Genomic DNA, 18,215 nt, shown 5'->3' on the forward strand with positions numbered 1-18,215 from the left:
GGGCAGCAACTTGATGTCTTGAAAGTAACGGGAAACGTGAATGGGCTGTAATAGCACTGATTCATCATATGAGGACATATATCCCTTGGTGATTGACGGACAATGTGAAATGTTGACACTAAACTTGTATTGGAGGAATAAACAATCATGAACATCTATGACAAAGCCCATGATTTAGCGAAAGCATTGAAGGAAAGCAAAGAGGTAGAGGAAATTACGTCAGCGATGAAGCTGATCGAAACCGATCCAGAAGCCAAGAAAATGCTCGACGATTTCCGTGAACGCCAAATGGAAGTACAGCAACGGATGATGAGCGGCGATATGCCAGCGCAGGAAGAGATGGAAAAGATGGAGAAGCTGTTTGAGGTACTTAGCTTGAACCTCAACATCCGACGCCTGTTCGACGCTGAACGCCGCTTGAGCGTGATTATTGAGGATGTTAACAAAATTATTGCAGACAGTCTTCAAGATTTGTACGGTTCATCTCTGTAAGTTTGTCTCATATTCCTTCCTGTCCTCTCATAGACTAGATACATAGAGTCACAGGGAGAGGAAGGGATACGATTGGGTTCTTTTAAAAAATGGAAACACGGTTTGTACACACTGATTGCGCTGGCTATGGTCTTGGTTGCGTTACCACGCATCTCGCTTGCAGGCGGTTTGAACTGGGTCAACGGCTTTGGGATAGTATGGGTACTTTTTGCGCTGCTAGTCATCGGGGCGAACATGCATTTTTTGCTGGGTGTGGATGAGGAAAAGCGCAAAACGCTGGAGCGTGTGCGGCGGGCCAAAATGCAGCAGTGGCAGATGAAATGGGATAAAAAAGCTGACAAAGGTAGCATGCAGTGAGTTTTTTTTAGCTTGTCCTGGGATTGCCCCCAGATACAAATCAATCATAGTAAGAAGCGGTCCTTGTAATAGAGGGGATCGCTTTTTTGCTATTTCCGAAGCAGAAAACTCAAAATGAACAAAGGTCTAAAATAAAGGTATTTTGTGCTATAATAGATACAGAATGATACAGATTGAACGTTGGGGGTGTAACAGAGTTGGACGGGCTAGATGAAACAGTTACGAAGCATGAGCAGCTATTGCGACATATCGAGCAGTTGAAAATAGGCTCCAAAATTTCTGTGCGCAGGTTGGCTAAAGAAATGAGCGTCAGCGAAGGAACGGCCTATCGGGCCGTGAAGGAAGCCGAGAACCTGGGAATTGTCATTACCAAGGAACGGATCGGAACAGTACGAGTAGAGAAGCGTCCGCGCGGCTTGTCCGAGCAGCTGACCTTTGCAGATGTCGTGAATATTGTAGAGGGACATGTGCTGGGCGGAAGTGAGGGGCTGGAGAAGCCCTTGCACAAGTATGTTATTGGGGCGATGCGCGAGGAAGCTATGGCCCGTTATATTGACGCTGGCAGTTTGCTGATCGTTGGTAACCGTGAGGATGCGCATTCACTTGCATTGGAGCAGGGGGCAGGTGTGCTGATTACAGGGGGATTCGGTACGAGCCGAGAGGTTAAGCAGCTCGCAGACAAGATCAGTCTGCCGATTATTTCCTCACGTCATGATACTTTTACAGTGGCATCTATGATTAATAGAGCCATATTTGACCGCTTGATCAAAAAGAAAATTATGCTGATTGAAGACATTGCGGCAGGCAAACCGAAAACGTTGACCTTGAAAATCAACAGCACGCTTACCGAGTTTGAAGAACTTTCGGTGACGACTGGACATCATCATTTTGCAATAGTGGATGAATGGAATCGTTTAATTGGTATCGTCAGCCGCAAAGATGTGGAGGGGCTTCAACCTGAGCATACGATGGATAAATGTCTGATCCGCAATCCGATAACGGTCACTTACCAGACCTCGCTGGCTTCAGCCGCGCAAATGATGGCGTGGGAAGGTGTGGATTACTTGCCGGTCGTGGACCGCAACCGCAAGCTGCTCGGGTCCGTTACACGGCGTGAGGTGCTGGAGGCGCTACGTAACGCCCAAAAGCAGCCACAACTTGGCGAGACGTTCGACCAGTTGATCTGGAACGGGTTTGCTGAAGAGCGTAATGAGGATGGATCGTTATTTTTCCGCGGTTTTATCATTCCGCAAATGGCGACCAATTTAGGTACGATCTCGGAAGGCGTACTGGTCAACGTGATGACACAAGCGGGCTACCGGGCAGCTAGAGACATGACCGGCAAGGATTATGTGCTGGACAATTTAACGACTTATTTTATTAGACCCGTACAGATAGAGGATGCTGTCGTTCTTCGTCCGTTGTTGCTTGAGATGAGTCGCCGTACCTGCAAGCTAGAAATTGCAATTTCACGGGAAAATCATTTGGTATGCAAAGCAGTGATGACGCTTCAATCCATTGAACATGGTTAGTCTACCAATGGATTGGAACAAGGTGTGAAGGCGAATAGATCGACTTAGTGGCTTTCAGGCAATCTTTCTTTTGCTTCCAGCCAAATTTGCAGCACACCTTCCATTACAAGCATCGTTTTGACCTGGATCGTATACTCCTTGTCACGAACGGTGTATTTTTTTTGGTGCAGCAACATACGTACCAGCTTGCTGTCAGAGTCAATCTCAAACATATCTCTGCCACGCAGCACCTCCAGATCACGACTGACACGGCGCAGAAGTTCCTTTAGGTTAATAGAATCAATTTTTTCGGCCGAAGCTTCCTCCGGAATCAGCTTGATCTCTTTGACAACGGTTTGGCGCTTGCTGTATTTGCGCAATGTTTTGTTGTCCTCCTCGGCTTGCTGGAGCTGGAATTGAAGATCCTGGTTGTTCGTCCATAGCTGATTGAAGCTGGCATGCCAGATGGCATTGTAGATCATTCCTCCCGTAATCATACCGAGTACAAAGACGGAGGATAATTGCATAAAAGGGCGCAGGCGCTCAAAAGGGGGGACTCTCATAGTCGTTTCACCTCACGGTCGTCCGTTGCCGCATACCCACTTGACCAGCTCTGCACCCATATGAGCGCCTAAAAAGGCGAAAATCAAATACAATATCTGCTTAATGGCAGGTGACAAATTACCATCTAACATATTGCTTTCAATGACCCGGATCGGGTCCATCGTCCCCCCCACAGCAGCGGCAAGCGCCCATATTTTAATTCTTCCAGCAACCTCCAGCATCGTCTGGGTAGGCGGCTGAAGCGATACCACAGCTCCCATTCCGCCGAGCATGGCTCCCCCGAGCACGATGCCGAAGGCAATGAAGAAGTCGAGAATCGCTTTGGATATAAAAGTGCTCATGCTCTTTTCCTCCTTAGGTATACGAATCAGGACCGCGCTTGTCCGCCGAGGTCTGTACTTTTATTCTATGGGCGCTACTAACGCGGATATGATAAAATAGTTTGAAGAAAATCAAGCGGTGAAAGGAAGAGAAGCGCATGAGTTCATTTGTGCATTTGCATGTTCATAGCGAGTACAGCCTGCTGGACGGCGCGGCTCGTACCGCGGAGTTGGTCAAACAGGCATCAGCTTACGGAATGAAGGCGCTGGCCCTTACAGATCACGGGGTCATGTACGGTGCCATTCCTTTTTATAGAGCGTGTGTAGAAAACGGCATTAAGCCGATTATCGGGTGTGAGGCCTATATGACGGCAGGATCGCGCAAGGAGCGTGGCAGCCGGAAGGATCAGCCCATATATCATTTAATTTTGCTCGCCAAAAATAAAACAGGCTATCAAAATCTGATGAAGCTGTGCTCCATCGGCCATTTGGAGGGCTTTCACTACAAGCCGCGCATCGACATGGAGGCTTTGGCTGCCCATCATGAAGGCATCATATGCCTGAGCGCTTGTTTGGGCGGTGAAGTGCCGCAGCATTTACTGCATGGTCGGGAAGCTGAAGCACGACGAGCAGCGGAGCGATATCGTAACATTTTTGGCGATGATTTTTATCTGGAACTCCAGGATCATGGTCTATCGGAGCAAAAACGCGTAAATCCTCTCTTGATCGCACTGGCGAAGGAACTGGATATTCCACTGGTGGCGACGAATGACGTGCATTACTTGACTGAGCCAGATGCAGACGTGCAGGACGTTCTGATCTGTATCGGGACAGGGAAGACAGTTGACGATGAGGAGCGCTTGCGTATACCAACACGTCAGTTGTATCTGAAAAGTCAGGAGGATATGGCTCGTTTATTCCCGCATGTGGCAGAAGCCATCGCCAACACGGTGCGTATTGCTGAAAAATGCGAACTGGAGCTGGAATTCGGTCAATCCATTTTGCCTGAATATCGTCCGCTGCCGGAAGGAATGACCTCTTCTTCCTATTTACGCAATCTGTGTGTGCAAGGGCTAGAGCGTCGCTATGGAAGCGATCCCGGATGGGAGCAGCTGGAGGAACGGGAAAGGCTGAACCAACGGCTAAACTATGAGTTAAATACCATTGACAGTATGGGTTTCAGCGATTATTTCCTGATTGTATGGGATTTTATTGCCTTCGCTCATAAGCATAAGATAGCAACGGGACCGGGGCGGGGTTCCTCAGCAGGCAGTTTGGTTGCCTATGTGCTTAACATCACGAATGTCGATCCGATGAAATACAACCTGCTCTTTGAACGGTTTCTGAATCCCGAACGAATTAGTATGCCGGATATAGATATTGATTTTAGTGATGAACGGCGTGACGAGGTTATCGACTATGTAGTACAAAAGTACGGAAATGAGCATGTAGCGCAAATTATTACCTTTGGAACGCTGGCGGCAAGAGCCGCTGTCCGTGACGTCGGTCGTGTATTGAACGTGCCATATGGCGAGGTGGACAAGGCAGCCAAGCTGATTCCGGCGCAGCTAGGCATTAATATCCGTCATGCGTTGGAAATTACCCCGGAGCTGAAAACGCTATATGAAACGAAGCCCAAGACACGTGAACTGCTGGATATGGCGATCAAGGTTGAAGGAATGCCTCGTCATGCTTCGACACATGCAGCAGGTGTTGTCATTTCGCGGACTCCATTGACCGATGCGGTTCCGCTTCAAGAGGGGAGTGAAGGGGTACCTTTGACGCAGTACTCGATGGAAAATCTAGAGCGCATTGGTTTGCTTAAAATGGATTTCCTTGGGCTGCGTACACTCTCCATTATTGAACGGTGCATACACTGGATTGCGGAAGACCATGGAGAAACGCCTGATTTTAGCCGTATTCCCGATAATGATCCACATACCTATGACTTGCTGGGCAAAGGAGATACAGGAGGCGTATTCCAGCTGGAGTCGGCCGGTGTACGCCGGGTACTCAAGGATTTGAAGCCGAGTGTATTCGAGGATATCATTTCTGTCCTGGCTTTGTATCGTCCGGGCCCGATGGGCTTTATTCCTAACTTTATACAGGCCAAGCATGGTCAGATTGAGATTTCTTATCCGCATCCTGACCTGGAACCGATCTTAAAGGACACGTACGGTATTATTGTGTATCAGGAGCAAATCATGCAGATTGCTTCGCGCATGGCGGGTTTTTCCCTGGGAGAAGCCGATCTGTTGCGCCGGGCTGTGTCCAAGAAAAAGCGCGAAGTGCTGGATCTGGAGCGCGGGCATTTTGTCGAAGGCAGTATCAAGCAGGGATATACGGAGGAGGAGGCCGGAAGGGTTTACGATATGATTGTCCGTTTTGCTGACTACGGCTTCCCGCGTGCCCATGCAGCTGCTTATGGTGTGCTAGCATTTCAGACGGCTTATTTAAAGGCCCATTATCCGGTACAATTTATGGCTTCAATGCTGACAGCGGTGATGGGAAGTCATCGAAAAGTGGCTGAATATGTTGTCGAATGCCGTCGTATGGATATCGCAGTGTTGCCACCTGATGTGAATGAGAGCGGGGTGCTGTTTACTCCGTTACAGCAGGGAGGCATCCGCTTCGGCCTGGCTGCAATTAAAAATGTCGGCACACAGGCGATGGAGAGCATTCTCGCTGTTCGCAAGGAACGGCCTTTCGACAGCCTGCTCGATTTTTGTCGACGTGTCGATTTGCGGGTATGTAATAAGAGAGTAATTGAATCGCTTATTCAGGCAGGGGCCTTTGATTCGTTGACGGGTCATCGGGCACAGTTGCTTGCCATGCTGGATGAAACGGTGGATGCAGCCGTCAAATGGCGCAAGGAACGGGATGACTTGCAAATTGATATGTTTGGTTTTGTGGAAATGCCCAATTGGGATATCGAATATCCCAATGTACCCCAATTTAGTGCCAGCCAGCAATTAGAGCTGGAACGTGAACTGCTGGGACTGTATTTATCGGGGCATCCGTTGGATGATTTTGAGTCGCTGTTGGAAAGCAGCGAGGCGGATCGTTTGATGGAGCTGGGCGATGTCCCTGATGAAACGGTTGTTGTGACTGCAGGCATGGTAGTGTCACTCAAAACGATTACGACCAAGCAGGGTAAGGCTATGGCCTTTATTGAGCTGGAGGATCAGATTGAGCGCTGTGAGGTTGTGCTGTTTCCTGAGGTATGGAAGCGAAGCCAGCAGTGGATTGAAAAGGGAGCTTTGCTTACGCTTCGAGCCAAGATGCAGCAGCAGGACGAGCACTTCAAGCTCCTTGCGGATGAGACCGCCCCGCTGGCGGAAGACTCGCTGGCACGGCTCCTCCAGCGCCGACGTGCCAGTACACGCTCGTCCGCCACAGCTGGAGCATCCGTACCAGCTGCTGGTTCTGCTGCTGGCGGCTCAGGCGGGAGAGCGCCGCGTGTGTCACCCTCGCCTTCGGCAGCCACTGCATCTGCTTCGCCTCAGCCGAAGGTGGCCCGTCCCGTGACGGCTGCTTCACCGCGCGGAGCCGAAGCGGATCGCGGTGAACAGGTGCCGGTCCCGCGCAGCGTGGAGCCGACCACTCGTCAGCGGGTGTTTGTCAAAATCACCCGCCAGGCCGAGGAGGACGCCAGCTTGCTGGTCAGTCTCAAGGCACTGCTACAGGAGCATCCCGGTGCTATGCCTACCGTGCTTTTTTATGAGAGCAACCAGCGTCTGCTTGCGTTGAGCGATGCTTACAACATTAAGCCTTCTCCTCAGCTTTTTGATCAAATGGAGTCGATGTTGGGTGAAGGCACGGTGAAAGTCAAATGATAGGCACACAGCAAAGCGCCCTTATTGTAACGGTTTAATGAACATTTTCCTTCCCTCCCGCATACACTTGGAAAACTGGCGGAACAGGAGATTCAACACGTACCCTGCACCATAAGGTCCCGTACGGTGAAAGAATAGAACTGCACGGTGAAAGCGGGAGGGAAATTATGTCCTATGAATATGCAGAAACTTTGTTAAATCGCAGAGGCATTCGGATCGAGTCCATTGCGGACATTGTTTTTCAGCTTCAGCTAAAATATTATCCTCATTTGACGATGGAAGAATGTATAGACAGTGTCAAAGCGGTTTTGCAAAAGCGCGAGGTTCAATATACGTTGCTCACAGGTATTGCGCTTGATGAACTGGCCGAAAAAAAACTTCTCCCCCAGCCATTGCAAGCCATTATGGAGGCTGACGAACCGCTGTACGGAGTGGACGAGACACTGGCTCTTGGAATTACGAGTGTGTACGGTATGATCGGCTTAACCAGTTTTGGTTATCTGGATAAGGAAAAGACGGGGATTATTGAACAGCTGAACCAAAAAGGCAGTGGTATTCATGTGTTTTTAGACGATCTTGTCGCCGGACTGGCTGCCGCTGCTTCTTCGCGCATTGCACATCGGAGCCTCCATGCTAAGCATTATCCTGCATCATTGGATGCTTAATTGACCTGTGTGGACAGAGTTGATGATTTTCTAGGCCCTCCGACGGAACTTGAATGATCAGGAGGGCTTTTGTTGCGGGAAAAAAGTAAGGTATGTTATCATGAGTCTATTATATGGGCTCAAAACTTGAGGCTTAGGGGGTAGAAACAAGGCATGTGGACGGTGATTTATATTGCACCGACGGCCAGACTGGCTGACATGATTAAGCTCAAACTGTCTGAAGAAGGTTTTATGGTGCAGGCCCGGGCCATCAGCGCATCCAAGCAACAGTTTGAGATACTTGTGCCTTCGGGTGAAGTCGAAGAAATACAGGAAGTGCTTAATTCGATTTTGCGCCCTTGAGTCCGGAACGGCGGAAGTGATACAGCAGCATGAGTGGAACAAAGGATGCACGATCGGCGGTAATGTTTTAGTAACAGGCGTTGACGTGTGTATGAACATAATGCTTAGAGGTGCCGCATAGACGGCAGAGGACCTTGTATCGGTTACGGCTGACAAATAAACGGCTGGAGAGGTGTAGTTGTGTTTAAAGATTTATTCCAAAAGAAGCGTAAATACGCGACCATCCCTTCGGAACGGGCGCTGAGCGGCGATCAAGCGGACATGCCGGATCGTCCCAAACGGGAAATTCCCGAAGGTCTTATGACCAAATGTGGCAAGTGCGGAAGTATTCAATACAGCAAAGAACTAGAGAAAAATTTGAAAGTGTGTCCGGTGTGCGGATACCATATGCGTTTGAATGCAATGGATCGCATTCGCATGGTGCTCGACGAAGACACATTTACGGAATATGATGCAGATATGATTTCGGTTGACCCGCTGGACTTTCCGGGATATGCGAGCAAGCTGGAGCAACAGACCCTGAAATCTGGCTTGCGAGAGGCTGTCGTTACAGGCGACGGCCTTATTTATGGACATCCTGTTGTCGTTGCTGTGATGAGCTTTGACTTTTTTACCGGCAGTATGGGTTCGGTCGTAGGAGAGAAAATTACCCGCGCCATTGAGCAAGCAATAGACAAGCGTCTGCCGCTAATTATTTTCTCAACTTCTGGCGGGGCACGTATGCAGGAAAGTATTTTAAGCTTGATGCAGATGGCCAAAACAAGTGCAGCTCTTGCTCGTCTGGATGAGCAGGGCTTGCTCTATATTTCTGTTATCACCGACCCGACTACAGGCGGAGTATCCGCCAGCTTTGCTACGCTTGGAGATATTAATATTGCGGAGCCAGGAGCTGTATTCGGCTTTGCAGGGCGTATTGTAATTGAACAGACAATCAGACAGAAGTTGCCGGATGATTTTCAAACATCCGAATTTAATTTGCAGCACGGACAATTGGATATGGTTGTACACCGCAAGGAACTGCGTGATACCCTCGGGCAACTGCTTGATCTGCACAGTGTGAAAGGGGTGGAATAGATGGCTGGTGAATTGCCTTATGAAAAGCCCCTGGTCGAGATGCGACAGAAGATCGAAGAACTCAAGCAATTCGGACAGGATAAGCAAATTGATTTTACAGATGAAATCAACCGTCTCGAGGACCGTTATCTCGAGATGGAAGAAGAAATATATTCGAACATTACAGCACCACAAAAAATGCATTTGGCCCGTCATCATCAAAGACCAACGTCTCTTGATCTGATTGAGCAGGTGTTTACGGACTTTATTGAATTACACGGCGACCGCTTGTTTGGAGACGATCTGGCGGTTGTGGGCGGAATTGCCAAGCTAAATGGTATTCCGGTGACCGTCATTGGTCAACAGCGTGGTAAGGATACGAAAGATAACATTGCACGTTTCTTTGGTAGTGCTCATCCGGAAGGATTTCGTAAAGGCTTGCGTCTGATGCAGCAGGCTGATAAATTCAAACGCCCAATTATTACATTCATTGATACGAAGGGCGCTTATCCGGGTAATACAGCAGAGGAGAGAGGTCAATCGGAAGCGATTGCCCGCAACTTGCGGGAGATGGCAAAGCTTTCGGTGCCTGTTATTTGTGTGGTCATCGGCGAGGGTGGAAGCGGCGGTGCGCTTGCGTTTGCAGTTGGTAACCGTGTGCTGATGCTGGAACATGCCATTTATTCGGCCATTTCTCCAAATGGTGCTGCCTCGATTCTATGGAAAGATGCTTCCAAGGCCGATCAGGCAGCTGAAGCCATGAAGATTACGGCTAATGACCTCCTGCGCATGGAAATTATCGAGGATATTGTGCCGGAGCCGAAAGGGGGCGCGCATCGTAACTATGAAGTGACCGCTGCCGCAATCAAGGAGCTATTGGAACGTCATTTGGCAGACCTTACGAATATGAGCTGCGATGAATTGAGGGAAGATCGGTATCAAAAATTCCGAAAAATAGGTCAATACACCTTCTTGAAGTCTTCGGAATCTGAGCCTATGTTGTAATACGCTGTAAACGGGTAACAATAAATATGACGAACTTCCTATACAAATAGGAAAAAGTGTAGTAGATTTAATTGTTGGAAAAAGATATAAAGAGTAGCACCTTTGAAAACGGAGGAAAAACCCAAATGCGCAAAACTAAGATTGTATGTACCATCGGTCCTTCCAGTGAGTCATTGGAAAATGTGAAGAAACTGATTTTGGCTGGTATGAACGTAGCCCGCCTGAATTTCTCTCACGGTGATTTCGAGGAGCATGGCAACCGGATTAAAAACATCCGTCAAGCTTGTAAGGAGCTTAACAAGAACGTTGCTATTTTGCTCGATACGAAGGGGCCGGAAATCCGGACAGGAAAGCTCGAAGTTGAACCTATTGAGCTTGTTCAGGACGAGTTCATTACGCTGACAACGGAAGAAATTCTCGGTACGCAAGATCGTATTTCTATTACGTACAAAGATCTTCCCTCGGACGTGGAGCCCGGCTCCACCATTCTGATCGACGATGGTCTGATCGGACTCACCGTTATTGAAGTATCAGGCACTGAAATCAAATGCCGCATTGTTAATGGCGGAACGATCAAGAGCAAGAAGGGCGTTAACGTTCCAGGCGTCGCTATTTCTTTGCCTGGTATTACGGAAAAAGATGCTAATGATATCATTTTCGGTATTGAGCAGGACATTGATTTCATCGCGGCTTCTTTTGTTCGTAAAGCAAGTGATGTGCTGGAAATCCGCGAATTGCTGGCGAAACACAACGCAAGTCATATTCAAATCATCTCCAAAATAGAAAATCAGCAAGGTGTTGACAACCTGGATGAAATTTTGGAAGCTTCGGATGGCCTGATGGTTGCTCGTGGTGACCTCGGTGTGGAAATTCCTGCTGAAGAAGTGCCTCTGGCGCAAAAATTGATGATTAACAAATGTAATGTTGCTGGCAAGCCTGTTATTACGGCAACACAAATGCTGGATTCCATGCAACGTAACCCGCGTCCGACTCGTGCGGAAGCAAGTGACGTGGCGAATGCTATTTTTGACGGAACAGACGCAATTATGCTGTCCGGCGAAACAGCTGCGGGTAAATATCCGGTAGAATCCGTATTGACGATGTCACGTATTGCAGAAAAAGCTGAGTCTTCTCTGAACTACCGTGATTTGTTCAAAAAACAAAGAACGGCTCAAGAAATTAGTATTACAGAAGCAATCAGCCAATCCGTTTCTATTTCTGCGCTTGACCTGCATGCCAAAGCGATCCTGACGTCCACACAAAGCGGAACAACGGCGCGTATGATTTCTAAATACCGTCCTGAAGCTCCGATTGTTGCTGTTACAACACAGGAAAGAACAGTTCGCCGTTTGGCTCTGATCTGGGGTGTACATGCAGTACAAGGCAGACCAGTCGTTGACACAACAGATAGTCTGTTTGACAATGCGCTGGAAGGCGGTCGCAAATCTGGCCTCGTTAAAGAGGGCGATTTGGTTGTGATTACTGCGGGCGTACCTCTTGGTGATTCCGGTTCTACGAACCTGATCAAAATTAGCTGCGTTCCAGCACAAGCGTAATTAAAGTCTCGAAATAATACCGAGGCTGTATGTATTCGTTACAACAAGCAAAAGAGCATTCAAGTCAATAAGACTTGGATGCTCTTTTTTTATGTTCTCTAGCTTTTTATTTCCAGTCCTTCTCGTCGTATGAAATCAAGGAATGCCTGTTGCGTCAAGTTCATGTGTGTATCTTGTTGGTACACGATGTTTATTTGATAATGACTCCTTTTGTTATCAGCCTCGGGATAAGGAAGCCATTCCACCGAGGGAACAGCATTTTCATTATTATCGACTCCACTTGCAGGAAAGAAGGCAAGCGCTTCTCCGCCGCTTACGACTTGCTTTACCGCTTCCCAAGAGTTGATTTCCAGATGAGGCTTAACTAGCGAGGAATACTGATCTACAACTGATGAACCGCTATATTTTACCCATGTGTGCTTGTCCAGCATATCGGGTCCATCGAACTCCTCTGATATGGATGCAGGTGCAAGTGCAGATGCAGAACGGATAACTCCTACTTGATCTGAAGCCACTGGCTCTGCCACCGTATACTCTGGAAGAGAATCTCTATCGTCGAGAAAAGCAAAATCAATTTCTCCCTGTTTCAGTAGCTGCTTAATGGCATCCGGGGATTGAATCTCCAACTGAATACGACAATCTGGATATCGTTGAGCAAACTTAGCCATCAAAGTGGGGAGGAGATACGTACCTGATATCGACTCTGCACTCAGATGTAATTGACCCTGTGACTCTTCTGTCAGTTCATCTACAGCTTGTCTAGCTTCTTGCTCCAGAGAGATGATCTGCTTTGCGTAAGGTAATAATTTTTTTCCAGCTTCCGTTAGCATAATCCTGCCTTGTTGAAGAGAGAATAGGGAAACACCCATTTCCTTTTCCAAGCTTTTCATATGAAAGCTGACGGTAGGTTGTTTGACTTGCAAAGCTTCGGCCACATCCGTCGCCTTATGGAATTTGTCGATCAGCATCAAGATACGCAATTTTAGAATATTCATGGAATCCAGCAGCTCTCCTTATATGTCATTCATATGTGAATTTCAAACTATAGATTAATTATATACCGAAAAATAATTTATCTATCAATATTTTATATTTGTTTTACAAAACCACGTCGTTCGTCTAACATTCCAGGCCTACAATGTAAAAGTGTTGATGGTCATAAATAAAAAACCGTCACTTAACTAAGGGGAGGACAATAAAAAATGTTGAAAAAATGGCCGTTCATTCTGATGACTCTCACCATGGTATTTGCACTTGCAGCTTGCGGATCAGGTAACAATGCTGCACCACAAGGAGAAGCTGCTACAGGAACAGACAATAAAGCAGCTGCTGAACTGACAGGAAATATTCTGGCTGTTGGCTCCACTGCACTTCAACCATTGGTAGAGCAAGCGGGACAAAAATTTATGGCTGTCGATAAATATAAAGGCATTGCAGTTCAAGTACAGGGCGGCGGTAGCGGTACTGGCTTGACTCAAGTTTCCGGCGGACAAGCGGACATCGGTAACTCCGACGTGTTTGCAAAAGAAAAACTGGAGAGCGGCGCAGATGAACTGGTCGATCACCAAGTAGCTGTTGTAGCCATGTCAGCGGTAGCGAATCCTAAAGTAGGCGTTACAGATCTGAAAAAAGATCAATTGGTACAAATCTTTACAGGTAAAATCACGAACTGGAAAGAAGTTGGCGGTGCAGATCAAAAAATCGTTATCGTAAACCGTCCAAGCAGCTCCGGTACTCGTGCAACATTTGAAAAATACGCATTGGGACAAAAAACGGAAGATCTGCCGGGCTCCATTCAAGAAGATTCCTCCGGTACTGTGAAAAAGCTGATTGCTGAAACACCGGGTGCGATTGGTTATCTGGCTCTGTCCTACATCGACAACACAGTAACTACTTTGAAATATGATGGCGTTGAAGCTAACGTTGAAAATGTAGAACAAGGTAAATATCCAGTATGGGCTTACGAGCATATGTACACTAAAGGTGAGCCAAAAGAGCATGTGAAAGCATTCCTTGACTACATTCTGTCAGATGAAATCCAAAAAACGGATGTCGTAGACTTGGGATACATTCCAGTAGCAGGTATGCAAGTGAAACGTGATGCTGACGGTAATATCACGAAATAAGGAGAGTCACACCTCCTGTTCGATGAACGCAGCTAACGCGAGTATATTCACGAAGAAGAGGCGGACTAGCGTCCTGCCTCTATTCTTCGGTTAAAGGAGTTACAGTATGGAACCAATTGAAGGGAAGGCATACATGGAACAGAATAAACGATCCCGAGTTTTGAAAGAAAGACATTACTGGGAAGAATGGACCGGCCGCATATATACGTCGGTTTGTGTCGTTTTTTTAGTTGCAGTCATTGTCTCCATCGTATATTTTGTTGCCTCCAAAGGTGTAGCTACATTTGCGGTGAATGGAGTCAGTCTGCGAGAGTTTTTCTTTGGAACCAAATGGAGCCCGGATGGCGAGCCTAAGTCCTTCGGCGCGCTTCCGTTTATTACGGGTTCTTTTGCAGTAACCATACTGGCGGCTTTAATTGCCAGTCCGCTCAGCTTATGTGCAGCTTTATTTATGACGGAAATCGTGCCGAAATCGGGTAAACGTATCCTTCAACCCGCGATTGAATTATTATCCGGTATTCCGTCGGTTGTATATGGCTTTGTCGGCTTGACCGTCATCGTCCCGCTGCTGCGGAACGTGTTTGGAGGACAAGGCATTGGCATAATGGCAGGCTGCCTAGTGTTGTCAGTCATGATTTTGCCGACGATTACGAGTATTATGGCGGATGCATTGTCTTCCTTACCGGGGGGGCTGCGTGAATCCTCTTATGCTTTGGGTGCTACCCGCTGGCAGACAATTGCCCGTGTTATTATTCCGACGCTGCTGCCTGCTCTTTTAACAGGAATTATTCTCGGTATGGCTCGTGCCTTCGGAGAAGCGTTGGCTGTACAGATGGTAATCGGGAATGCTCCGCACATACCGCATTCCTTGCTGGAATCCGCTTCGACCTTGACCAGCGTCATTACGCTTAGCATGGGGAATACAGCGATGGGCTCCGTTCATAACAATGCTCTCTGGAGCATGGCGCTTGTTCTTCTGCTCATGACATTCATTTTCGTGCTGCTGGTAAGGCTGCTTGAAAGGAGAAACCGGGTTTGATGAAAGCTAAAACGACCGACAAGATCGCTACATTTGTAATCTGTTTCTTCGCCTTGTTCATTGTTGCGCTTTTGGTGGGATTACTGGGCTTCATTTTGGCCCGCGGAGTCAGTCATATTTCTTTTGACTTTTTAACCAGTGCTCCCCAAACATTACGTGCAGGCGGTGGCATTGGCCCACAACTATTTAATTCCGTATTTTTGTTAATCTTAACTTTGATTATCACCATTCCGATTGGCTGGGGCGCAGGTATTTACATGGCGCAATATGCAAAGCCGGGGAAAATTACGGACTTTATACGACTTGTCGTCGAAGTATTGTCCTCCTTCCCGTCTATCGTCATCGGATTGTTTGGACTACTACTTATCGTAAATACGTTTGATTTTGGCTTTTCCCTCTTATCAGGTGCCTTGGCTTTGGCCGTATTCAACCTGCCGCTGATGGTTCGCACAACTGAGCAGGCTTTCCGAGCTGTGCCGAAGGAGCAAAAGGAAGCTGGACTCGCGCTTGGATTATCCAAGTGGAAAATCATCACCTCCATTTTGTTGCCAGCTGCGCTGCCAAGCTTGATTACGGGTACGATTTTGGCCGCAGGCCGTATTTTCGGGGAAGCCGCCGCATTGCTGTTTACAGCAGGGATGAGTACGCCGCCGCTTGATTTTACCGATTGGAATCCATTGCATGCCAGATCGCCTATTAACCCGATGCGACCTGCTGAAACATTGGCTGTTCATATTTGGAAGGTCAACAGTGAGGGGATTGCTCCTGACTCCAAAGATATTGCTGCAGGCGCTTCTGCCGTACTGGTGCTGCTTGTGCTTGCATTCAACTTGAGTGCAAGATGGTTCGGAAGAGTTGTATACCGCCGTCTGACAGCTGCCAAACGTATGGATTAGAAAGGGGATGAAGAACAATGGAACATGTGATTACGCGAACGGCAAAAACCGCCGCACCAGCAACATCCGTTCAGTCTACGCGTTCGGAACAGCTTGCGGGGCAACCGCCTCATCCGTTCAGTACTGAGGATTTGAGTATTTATTATGGCAGCTTTGAGGCTGTGAAAAAAGTGAATCTGGCCTTTCCCGAGCAGACAGTGACTGCCCTGATCGGGCCTTCCGGCTGCGGTAAATCGACCTTTTTGCGCTCCCTTAATCGGATGAATGATGAGATTGCATCTTCCTCTACAACGGGTCACATCTGGATGGATGGACAGGATTTGACAGCACCGGAAACGGACGTGATCAAGCTGCGTCAGCAAATTGGCATGGTGTGGCAGCGTCCCAACCCTTTTTACAAATCTATTTACAATAATATCGCCTTCGGTCCCAAATACCGTGGGGTGCGCAAGAAGAAACAGCTTGATGAAATCGTCGAAAGCAGCCTGCGTAAAGCAGCATTATGGGATGAGGTCAAGGATCGCCTTCACGACTCCGCTCTGGCGCTGTCTGGCGGGCAACAGCAGCGGCTTTGCATTGCACGTGCACTATCCGTTCAACCGAAAATTCTATTGCTTGACGAGCCAGCCTCCGCGCTGGACCCTGTGTCTACAGGCAAGGTAGAAGAGCTCATTACCGAATTAAAAAAAGAACTGCGCATCGTTATTGTGACGCACAATATGCAGCAGGCTGCACGAATTTCCGATTATACTGCTTATTTTTATATCGGAAGTCTGGTTGAACATGGGAAAACGAACGATATTTTCACGAATCCTGAAAATGAGCTGACTCAGGAGTACATCATGGGTCGATTTGGTTAAGCGATGTTGCTCATCGACCTACTATATATTAGCTGCACGTAAAATCCTCTTACTAATCCAGCATTAGTAAGAGGATTTTTATTGTTTTCAACGTTTTGTAACTTTTTTAATCTATTAGTAAATTAAAATATATTGATCGTTTGGGTATATTTTCATATAATACAACTAACTATTTATCATGCATAAATAGTGGTTTAGTTCCCTTCGCTATCAAAAAGAATCTTCAGCAAGAATATATAGGGTTAAACTGAACGCAATTACCCAACTCAAAATAAGGGAGAGGTTCAAATGAAGAAGAAGATGTGTCCAACCGTAAAGATGTTAGCGCTTTCAAGTTTGGCGATTACAGTAACGTCAGGACTCCTAAGTCCCTCATGGGCTGCGGCACAGGAGATGGTGCCGGCTACATATGATTCAGGACGTGAATCGGCGACTGCTTCTTATGAGCTTACCACAGATTCAGCTGTGGGACGGGACGTTTATGGTGACGGTGTAAATTCAGGTGTTTTGGATCGTGAGCAATTATTTGGGCTGTCGGCTGTGACGAAGCCAACCGCTGTTGTGAATACAGACAGCCTCCTGAACAAAATGCGCGACTTTAGCAAGTTCTCTACGGGGAATACATCCAAGGATACTACACTTGCCTTAAATATTGTATCCTGGCAATTACCACATGGCGGATTCTTCAAAGCTATGGAAAAGAATTATAAATCCAAATGGGATGGCAAAACTGCACGCTCCACATGGAAGAGCAAGGATGGTGTTGAGCTCGGAACGTTCGATAACGAGGCCACGACAACCGAGATTCGCTTTTTGGCGGATGTATACAAAAAAACAAAAAATAAAGACATTAAGAACAGTGTACAAAAAGCAATTGACTTCGTTTTAACCTCTCAGTATTCCTCCGGTGGCTGGCCGCAAGTATACCCTAAACGTGGTAATTATTCCGATGCTGTAACTTATAATGATGATGCGATGGTTAGAGTTATGGTTTTGGCTGACGATATTGTGAACAAGAAGCAGCCGTTTGATAGCGATATTTTGGACGATGCATCTCGCTCCAGACTTCAGCAAGCGCTAAACAAAGGTATCCAGTACACAATTAAGTCTCAAATTGTAAATAATGGTACACCGACAATCTGGGGTGCACAGCACGATCCGGCTACTTATGCATCTGTTGAAGCCCGGGCATTTGAGCTACCTTCCAAAACAACTACGGAATCAGTAGGCATTACTGCTTTTCTCATGTCCCAGCCGCAAACCGCTGAAGTGAAAAAAGCGGCTCAGAGCGCTTTGAAATGGTTCGACGCGAACCGAATCGACGGTATCAAATACAATCGTCAAGGTCCGGAGTTTTTTCAAAAGGATGCATCGAGCGTAATGTGGTATCGTTTCTATAATGTGGAAGACAATAAGTATTTCTTTTCAGACCGGGATGGCAAAAAGTATACCGACATCATGAAAATTAGTGAGGAAAGACGACTTGGTTACGCCTGGGCGGGAAGCCAGGCTAAGAGTTTGCTTAAGCTGGCTTCGGATAGCGGATATTATAAACTGTCCAAGCCGTTGCCACAATAATAAAGGCATTATTAT

Annotated in this window: 17 protein-coding genes; 14 read left to right on the plus strand and 3 right to left on the minus strand. The window is 47.3% G+C overall.

Features of this window, described 5'->3' with window-relative positions; all coding sequences use genetic code 11:
* The first annotated feature begins 147 nt into the window (after window positions 1-147).
* The 3 genes from ACM1ND_RS08535 to ACM1ND_RS08545 all read left to right on the plus strand — a co-directional run bounded on the left by ACM1ND_RS08535 (window position 148) and on the right by ACM1ND_RS08545 (window position 2,381).
* The gene (locus ACM1ND_RS08535; RefSeq protein ID WP_013309578.1) at window positions 148-492 is read left to right on the plus strand and encodes a YlbF family regulator; all 345 of its coding nucleotides are present in this window, start codon (window positions 148-150) and stop codon (window positions 490-492) included.
* A 72-nt stretch (window positions 493-564) separates the two neighbouring features.
* Window positions 565-849 carry a hypothetical protein gene (locus tag ACM1ND_RS08540; RefSeq protein WP_013309579.1) on the plus strand — a complete coding sequence of 95 codons (285 nt, stop codon included), beginning with the start codon at window positions 565-567 and terminating at the stop codon, window positions 847-849.
* A 197-nt stretch (window positions 850-1,046) separates the two neighbouring features.
* Window positions 1,047-2,381, plus strand: coding sequence for a DRTGG domain-containing protein (locus ACM1ND_RS08545; RefSeq protein WP_013309580.1), 1,335 nt, complete (start codon window positions 1,047-1,049; stop codon window positions 2,379-2,381).
* Between the two features lie 44 nt (window positions 2,382-2,425).
* On the opposite strand, the gene ACM1ND_RS08550 is transcribed toward ACM1ND_RS08545, so the two are convergent.
* Together ACM1ND_RS08550 and ACM1ND_RS08555 are read right to left on the minus strand one after the other, a co-directional pair.
* Entirely contained in the window at window positions 2,426-2,923 is a 498-nt protein-coding gene (locus ACM1ND_RS08550; protein WP_023987904.1) for a hypothetical protein, read from the minus strand.
* Window positions 2,924-2,935: 12 nt separating this feature from the next.
* Entirely contained in the window at window positions 2,936-3,265 is a 330-nt protein-coding gene (locus tag ACM1ND_RS08555) for a YtrH family sporulation protein (RefSeq protein WP_013309582.1), read from the minus strand.
* 137 nt (window positions 3,266-3,402) lie between these two features.
* Between ACM1ND_RS08555 and ACM1ND_RS08560 the strand changes: the two genes are divergently transcribed.
* The 6 genes from ACM1ND_RS08560 (at window position 3,403) to pyk (ending at window position 11,701) form a co-directional block, all read left to right on the plus strand.
* A complete protein-coding gene (locus ACM1ND_RS08560) occupies window positions 3,403-7,080 on the plus strand; it encodes a DNA polymerase III subunit alpha (RefSeq protein ID WP_418027592.1) in 3,678 nt (1,225 codons plus the stop codon).
* 167 nt (window positions 7,081-7,247) lie between these two features.
* Window positions 7,248-7,745 (plus strand): phosphatidylglycerophosphatase A, encoded by a 498-nt coding sequence (locus ACM1ND_RS08565; RefSeq protein WP_023987905.1) that lies wholly within the window; start codon window positions 7,248-7,250, stop codon window positions 7,743-7,745.
* A gap of 153 nt (window positions 7,746-7,898) precedes the next feature.
* Window positions 7,899-8,087 (plus strand): hypothetical protein, encoded by a 189-nt coding sequence (locus ACM1ND_RS08570; RefSeq protein ID WP_013309585.1) that lies wholly within the window; start codon window positions 7,899-7,901, stop codon window positions 8,085-8,087.
* Window positions 8,088-8,267: 180 nt separating this feature from the next.
* On the plus strand, window positions 8,268-9,161 hold the full coding sequence (gene accD, locus ACM1ND_RS08575; RefSeq protein WP_013309586.1) for an acetyl-CoA carboxylase, carboxyltransferase subunit beta: 894 nt from the start codon (window positions 8,268-8,270) through the stop codon (window positions 9,159-9,161).
* Complete coding sequence (locus ACM1ND_RS08580) at window positions 9,162-10,145, plus strand: acetyl-CoA carboxylase carboxyltransferase subunit alpha (RefSeq protein WP_023987906.1); 984 nt, start codon at window positions 9,162-9,164, stop codon at window positions 10,143-10,145.
* 125 nt (window positions 10,146-10,270) lie between these two features.
* A complete protein-coding gene (gene pyk / locus ACM1ND_RS08585) occupies window positions 10,271-11,701 on the plus strand; it encodes a pyruvate kinase (RefSeq protein ID WP_023987907.1) in 1,431 nt (476 codons plus the stop codon).
* Window positions 11,702-11,799: 98 nt separating this feature from the next.
* Here pyk and ACM1ND_RS08590 read toward each other — a convergent pair whose 3' ends face one another.
* Window positions 11,800-12,696, minus strand: coding sequence for a LysR family transcriptional regulator (locus tag ACM1ND_RS08590; protein WP_068940189.1), 897 nt, complete (start codon window positions 12,694-12,696; stop codon window positions 11,800-11,802).
* 207 nt (window positions 12,697-12,903) lie between these two features.
* Between ACM1ND_RS08590 and ACM1ND_RS08595 the strand changes: the two genes are divergently transcribed.
* The 5 genes from ACM1ND_RS08595 to pelA all read left to right on the plus strand — a co-directional run bounded on the left by ACM1ND_RS08595 (window position 12,904) and on the right by pelA (window position 18,200).
* Window positions 12,904-13,827: a phosphate ABC transporter substrate-binding protein PstS family protein gene (locus tag ACM1ND_RS08595; protein ID WP_025722004.1), complete on the plus strand. Its 924-nt coding sequence runs from the start codon at window positions 12,904-12,906 to the stop codon at window positions 13,825-13,827.
* A gap of 106 nt (window positions 13,828-13,933) precedes the next feature.
* Window positions 13,934-14,866 carry a phosphate ABC transporter permease subunit PstC gene (pstC, locus tag ACM1ND_RS08600; protein WP_254347924.1) on the plus strand — a complete coding sequence of 311 codons (933 nt, stop codon included), beginning with the start codon at window positions 13,934-13,936 and terminating at the stop codon, window positions 14,864-14,866.
* Window positions 14,866-15,762 carry a phosphate ABC transporter permease PstA gene (gene pstA, locus ACM1ND_RS08605; RefSeq protein WP_023987910.1) on the plus strand — a complete coding sequence of 299 codons (897 nt, stop codon included), beginning with the start codon at window positions 14,866-14,868 and terminating at the stop codon, window positions 15,760-15,762. Before pstC ends, pstA begins: the two co-directional genes overlap by 1 nt.
* Before the next feature lie 17 nt (window positions 15,763-15,779).
* On the plus strand, window positions 15,780-16,622 hold the full coding sequence (pstB, locus tag ACM1ND_RS08610; RefSeq protein ID WP_023987911.1) for a phosphate ABC transporter ATP-binding protein PstB: 843 nt from the start codon (window positions 15,780-15,782) through the stop codon (window positions 16,620-16,622).
* A 288-nt stretch (window positions 16,623-16,910) separates the two neighbouring features.
* On the plus strand, window positions 16,911-18,200 hold the full coding sequence (gene pelA, locus ACM1ND_RS08615; RefSeq protein WP_254347926.1) for a pectate lyase: 1,290 nt from the start codon (window positions 16,911-16,913) through the stop codon (window positions 18,198-18,200).
* Window positions 18,201-18,215 lie beyond the last annotated feature (15 nt).

Source organism: Paenibacillus sp. JJ1722 (assembly GCF_048282685.1).
In the GTDB taxonomy this organism is placed as follows: Bacteria; Bacillota; Bacilli; order Paenibacillales; family Paenibacillaceae; genus Paenibacillus; species Paenibacillus polymyxa_B.

Coding starts and splice junctions, on each gene's coding strand:
- ACM1ND_RS08535 (WP_013309578.1), top strand. CDS start 148: ATGAACATCTATGACAAAGCCCATGATTTAGCGAAAGCATTGAAGGAA.
- ACM1ND_RS08550 (WP_023987904.1), bottom strand. CDS start 2,923: ATGAGAGTCCCCCCTTTTGAGCGCCTGCGCCCTTTTATGCAATTATCC.
- ACM1ND_RS08555 (WP_013309582.1), bottom strand. CDS start 3,265: ATGAGCACTTTTATATCCAAAGCGATTCTCGACTTCTTCATTGCCTTC.
- ACM1ND_RS08560 (WP_418027592.1), top strand. CDS start 3,403: ATGAGTTCATTTGTGCATTTGCATGTTCATAGCGAGTACAGCCTGCTG.
- ACM1ND_RS08565 (WP_023987905.1), top strand. CDS start 7,248: ATGTCCTATGAATATGCAGAAACTTTGTTAAATCGCAGAGGCATTCGG.
- ACM1ND_RS08570 (WP_013309585.1), top strand. CDS start 7,899: ATGTGGACGGTGATTTATATTGCACCGACGGCCAGACTGGCTGACATG.
- ACM1ND_RS08580 (WP_023987906.1), top strand. CDS start 9,162: ATGGCTGGTGAATTGCCTTATGAAAAGCCCCTGGTCGAGATGCGACAG.
- pyk (WP_023987907.1), top strand. CDS start 10,271: ATGCGCAAAACTAAGATTGTATGTACCATCGGTCCTTCCAGTGAGTCA.
- ACM1ND_RS08590 (WP_068940189.1), bottom strand. CDS start 12,696: ATGAATATTCTAAAATTGCGTATCTTGATGCTGATCGACAAATTCCAT.
- ACM1ND_RS08595 (WP_025722004.1), top strand. CDS start 12,904: ATGTTGAAAAAATGGCCGTTCATTCTGATGACTCTCACCATGGTATTT.
- pstC (WP_254347924.1), top strand. CDS start 13,934: ATGGAACCAATTGAAGGGAAGGCATACATGGAACAGAATAAACGATCC.
- pstA (WP_023987910.1), top strand. CDS start 14,866: ATGAAAGCTAAAACGACCGACAAGATCGCTACATTTGTAATCTGTTTC.
- pstB (WP_023987911.1), top strand. CDS start 15,780: ATGGAACATGTGATTACGCGAACGGCAAAAACCGCCGCACCAGCAACA.
- pelA (WP_254347926.1), top strand. CDS start 16,911: ATGAAGAAGAAGATGTGTCCAACCGTAAAGATGTTAGCGCTTTCAAGT.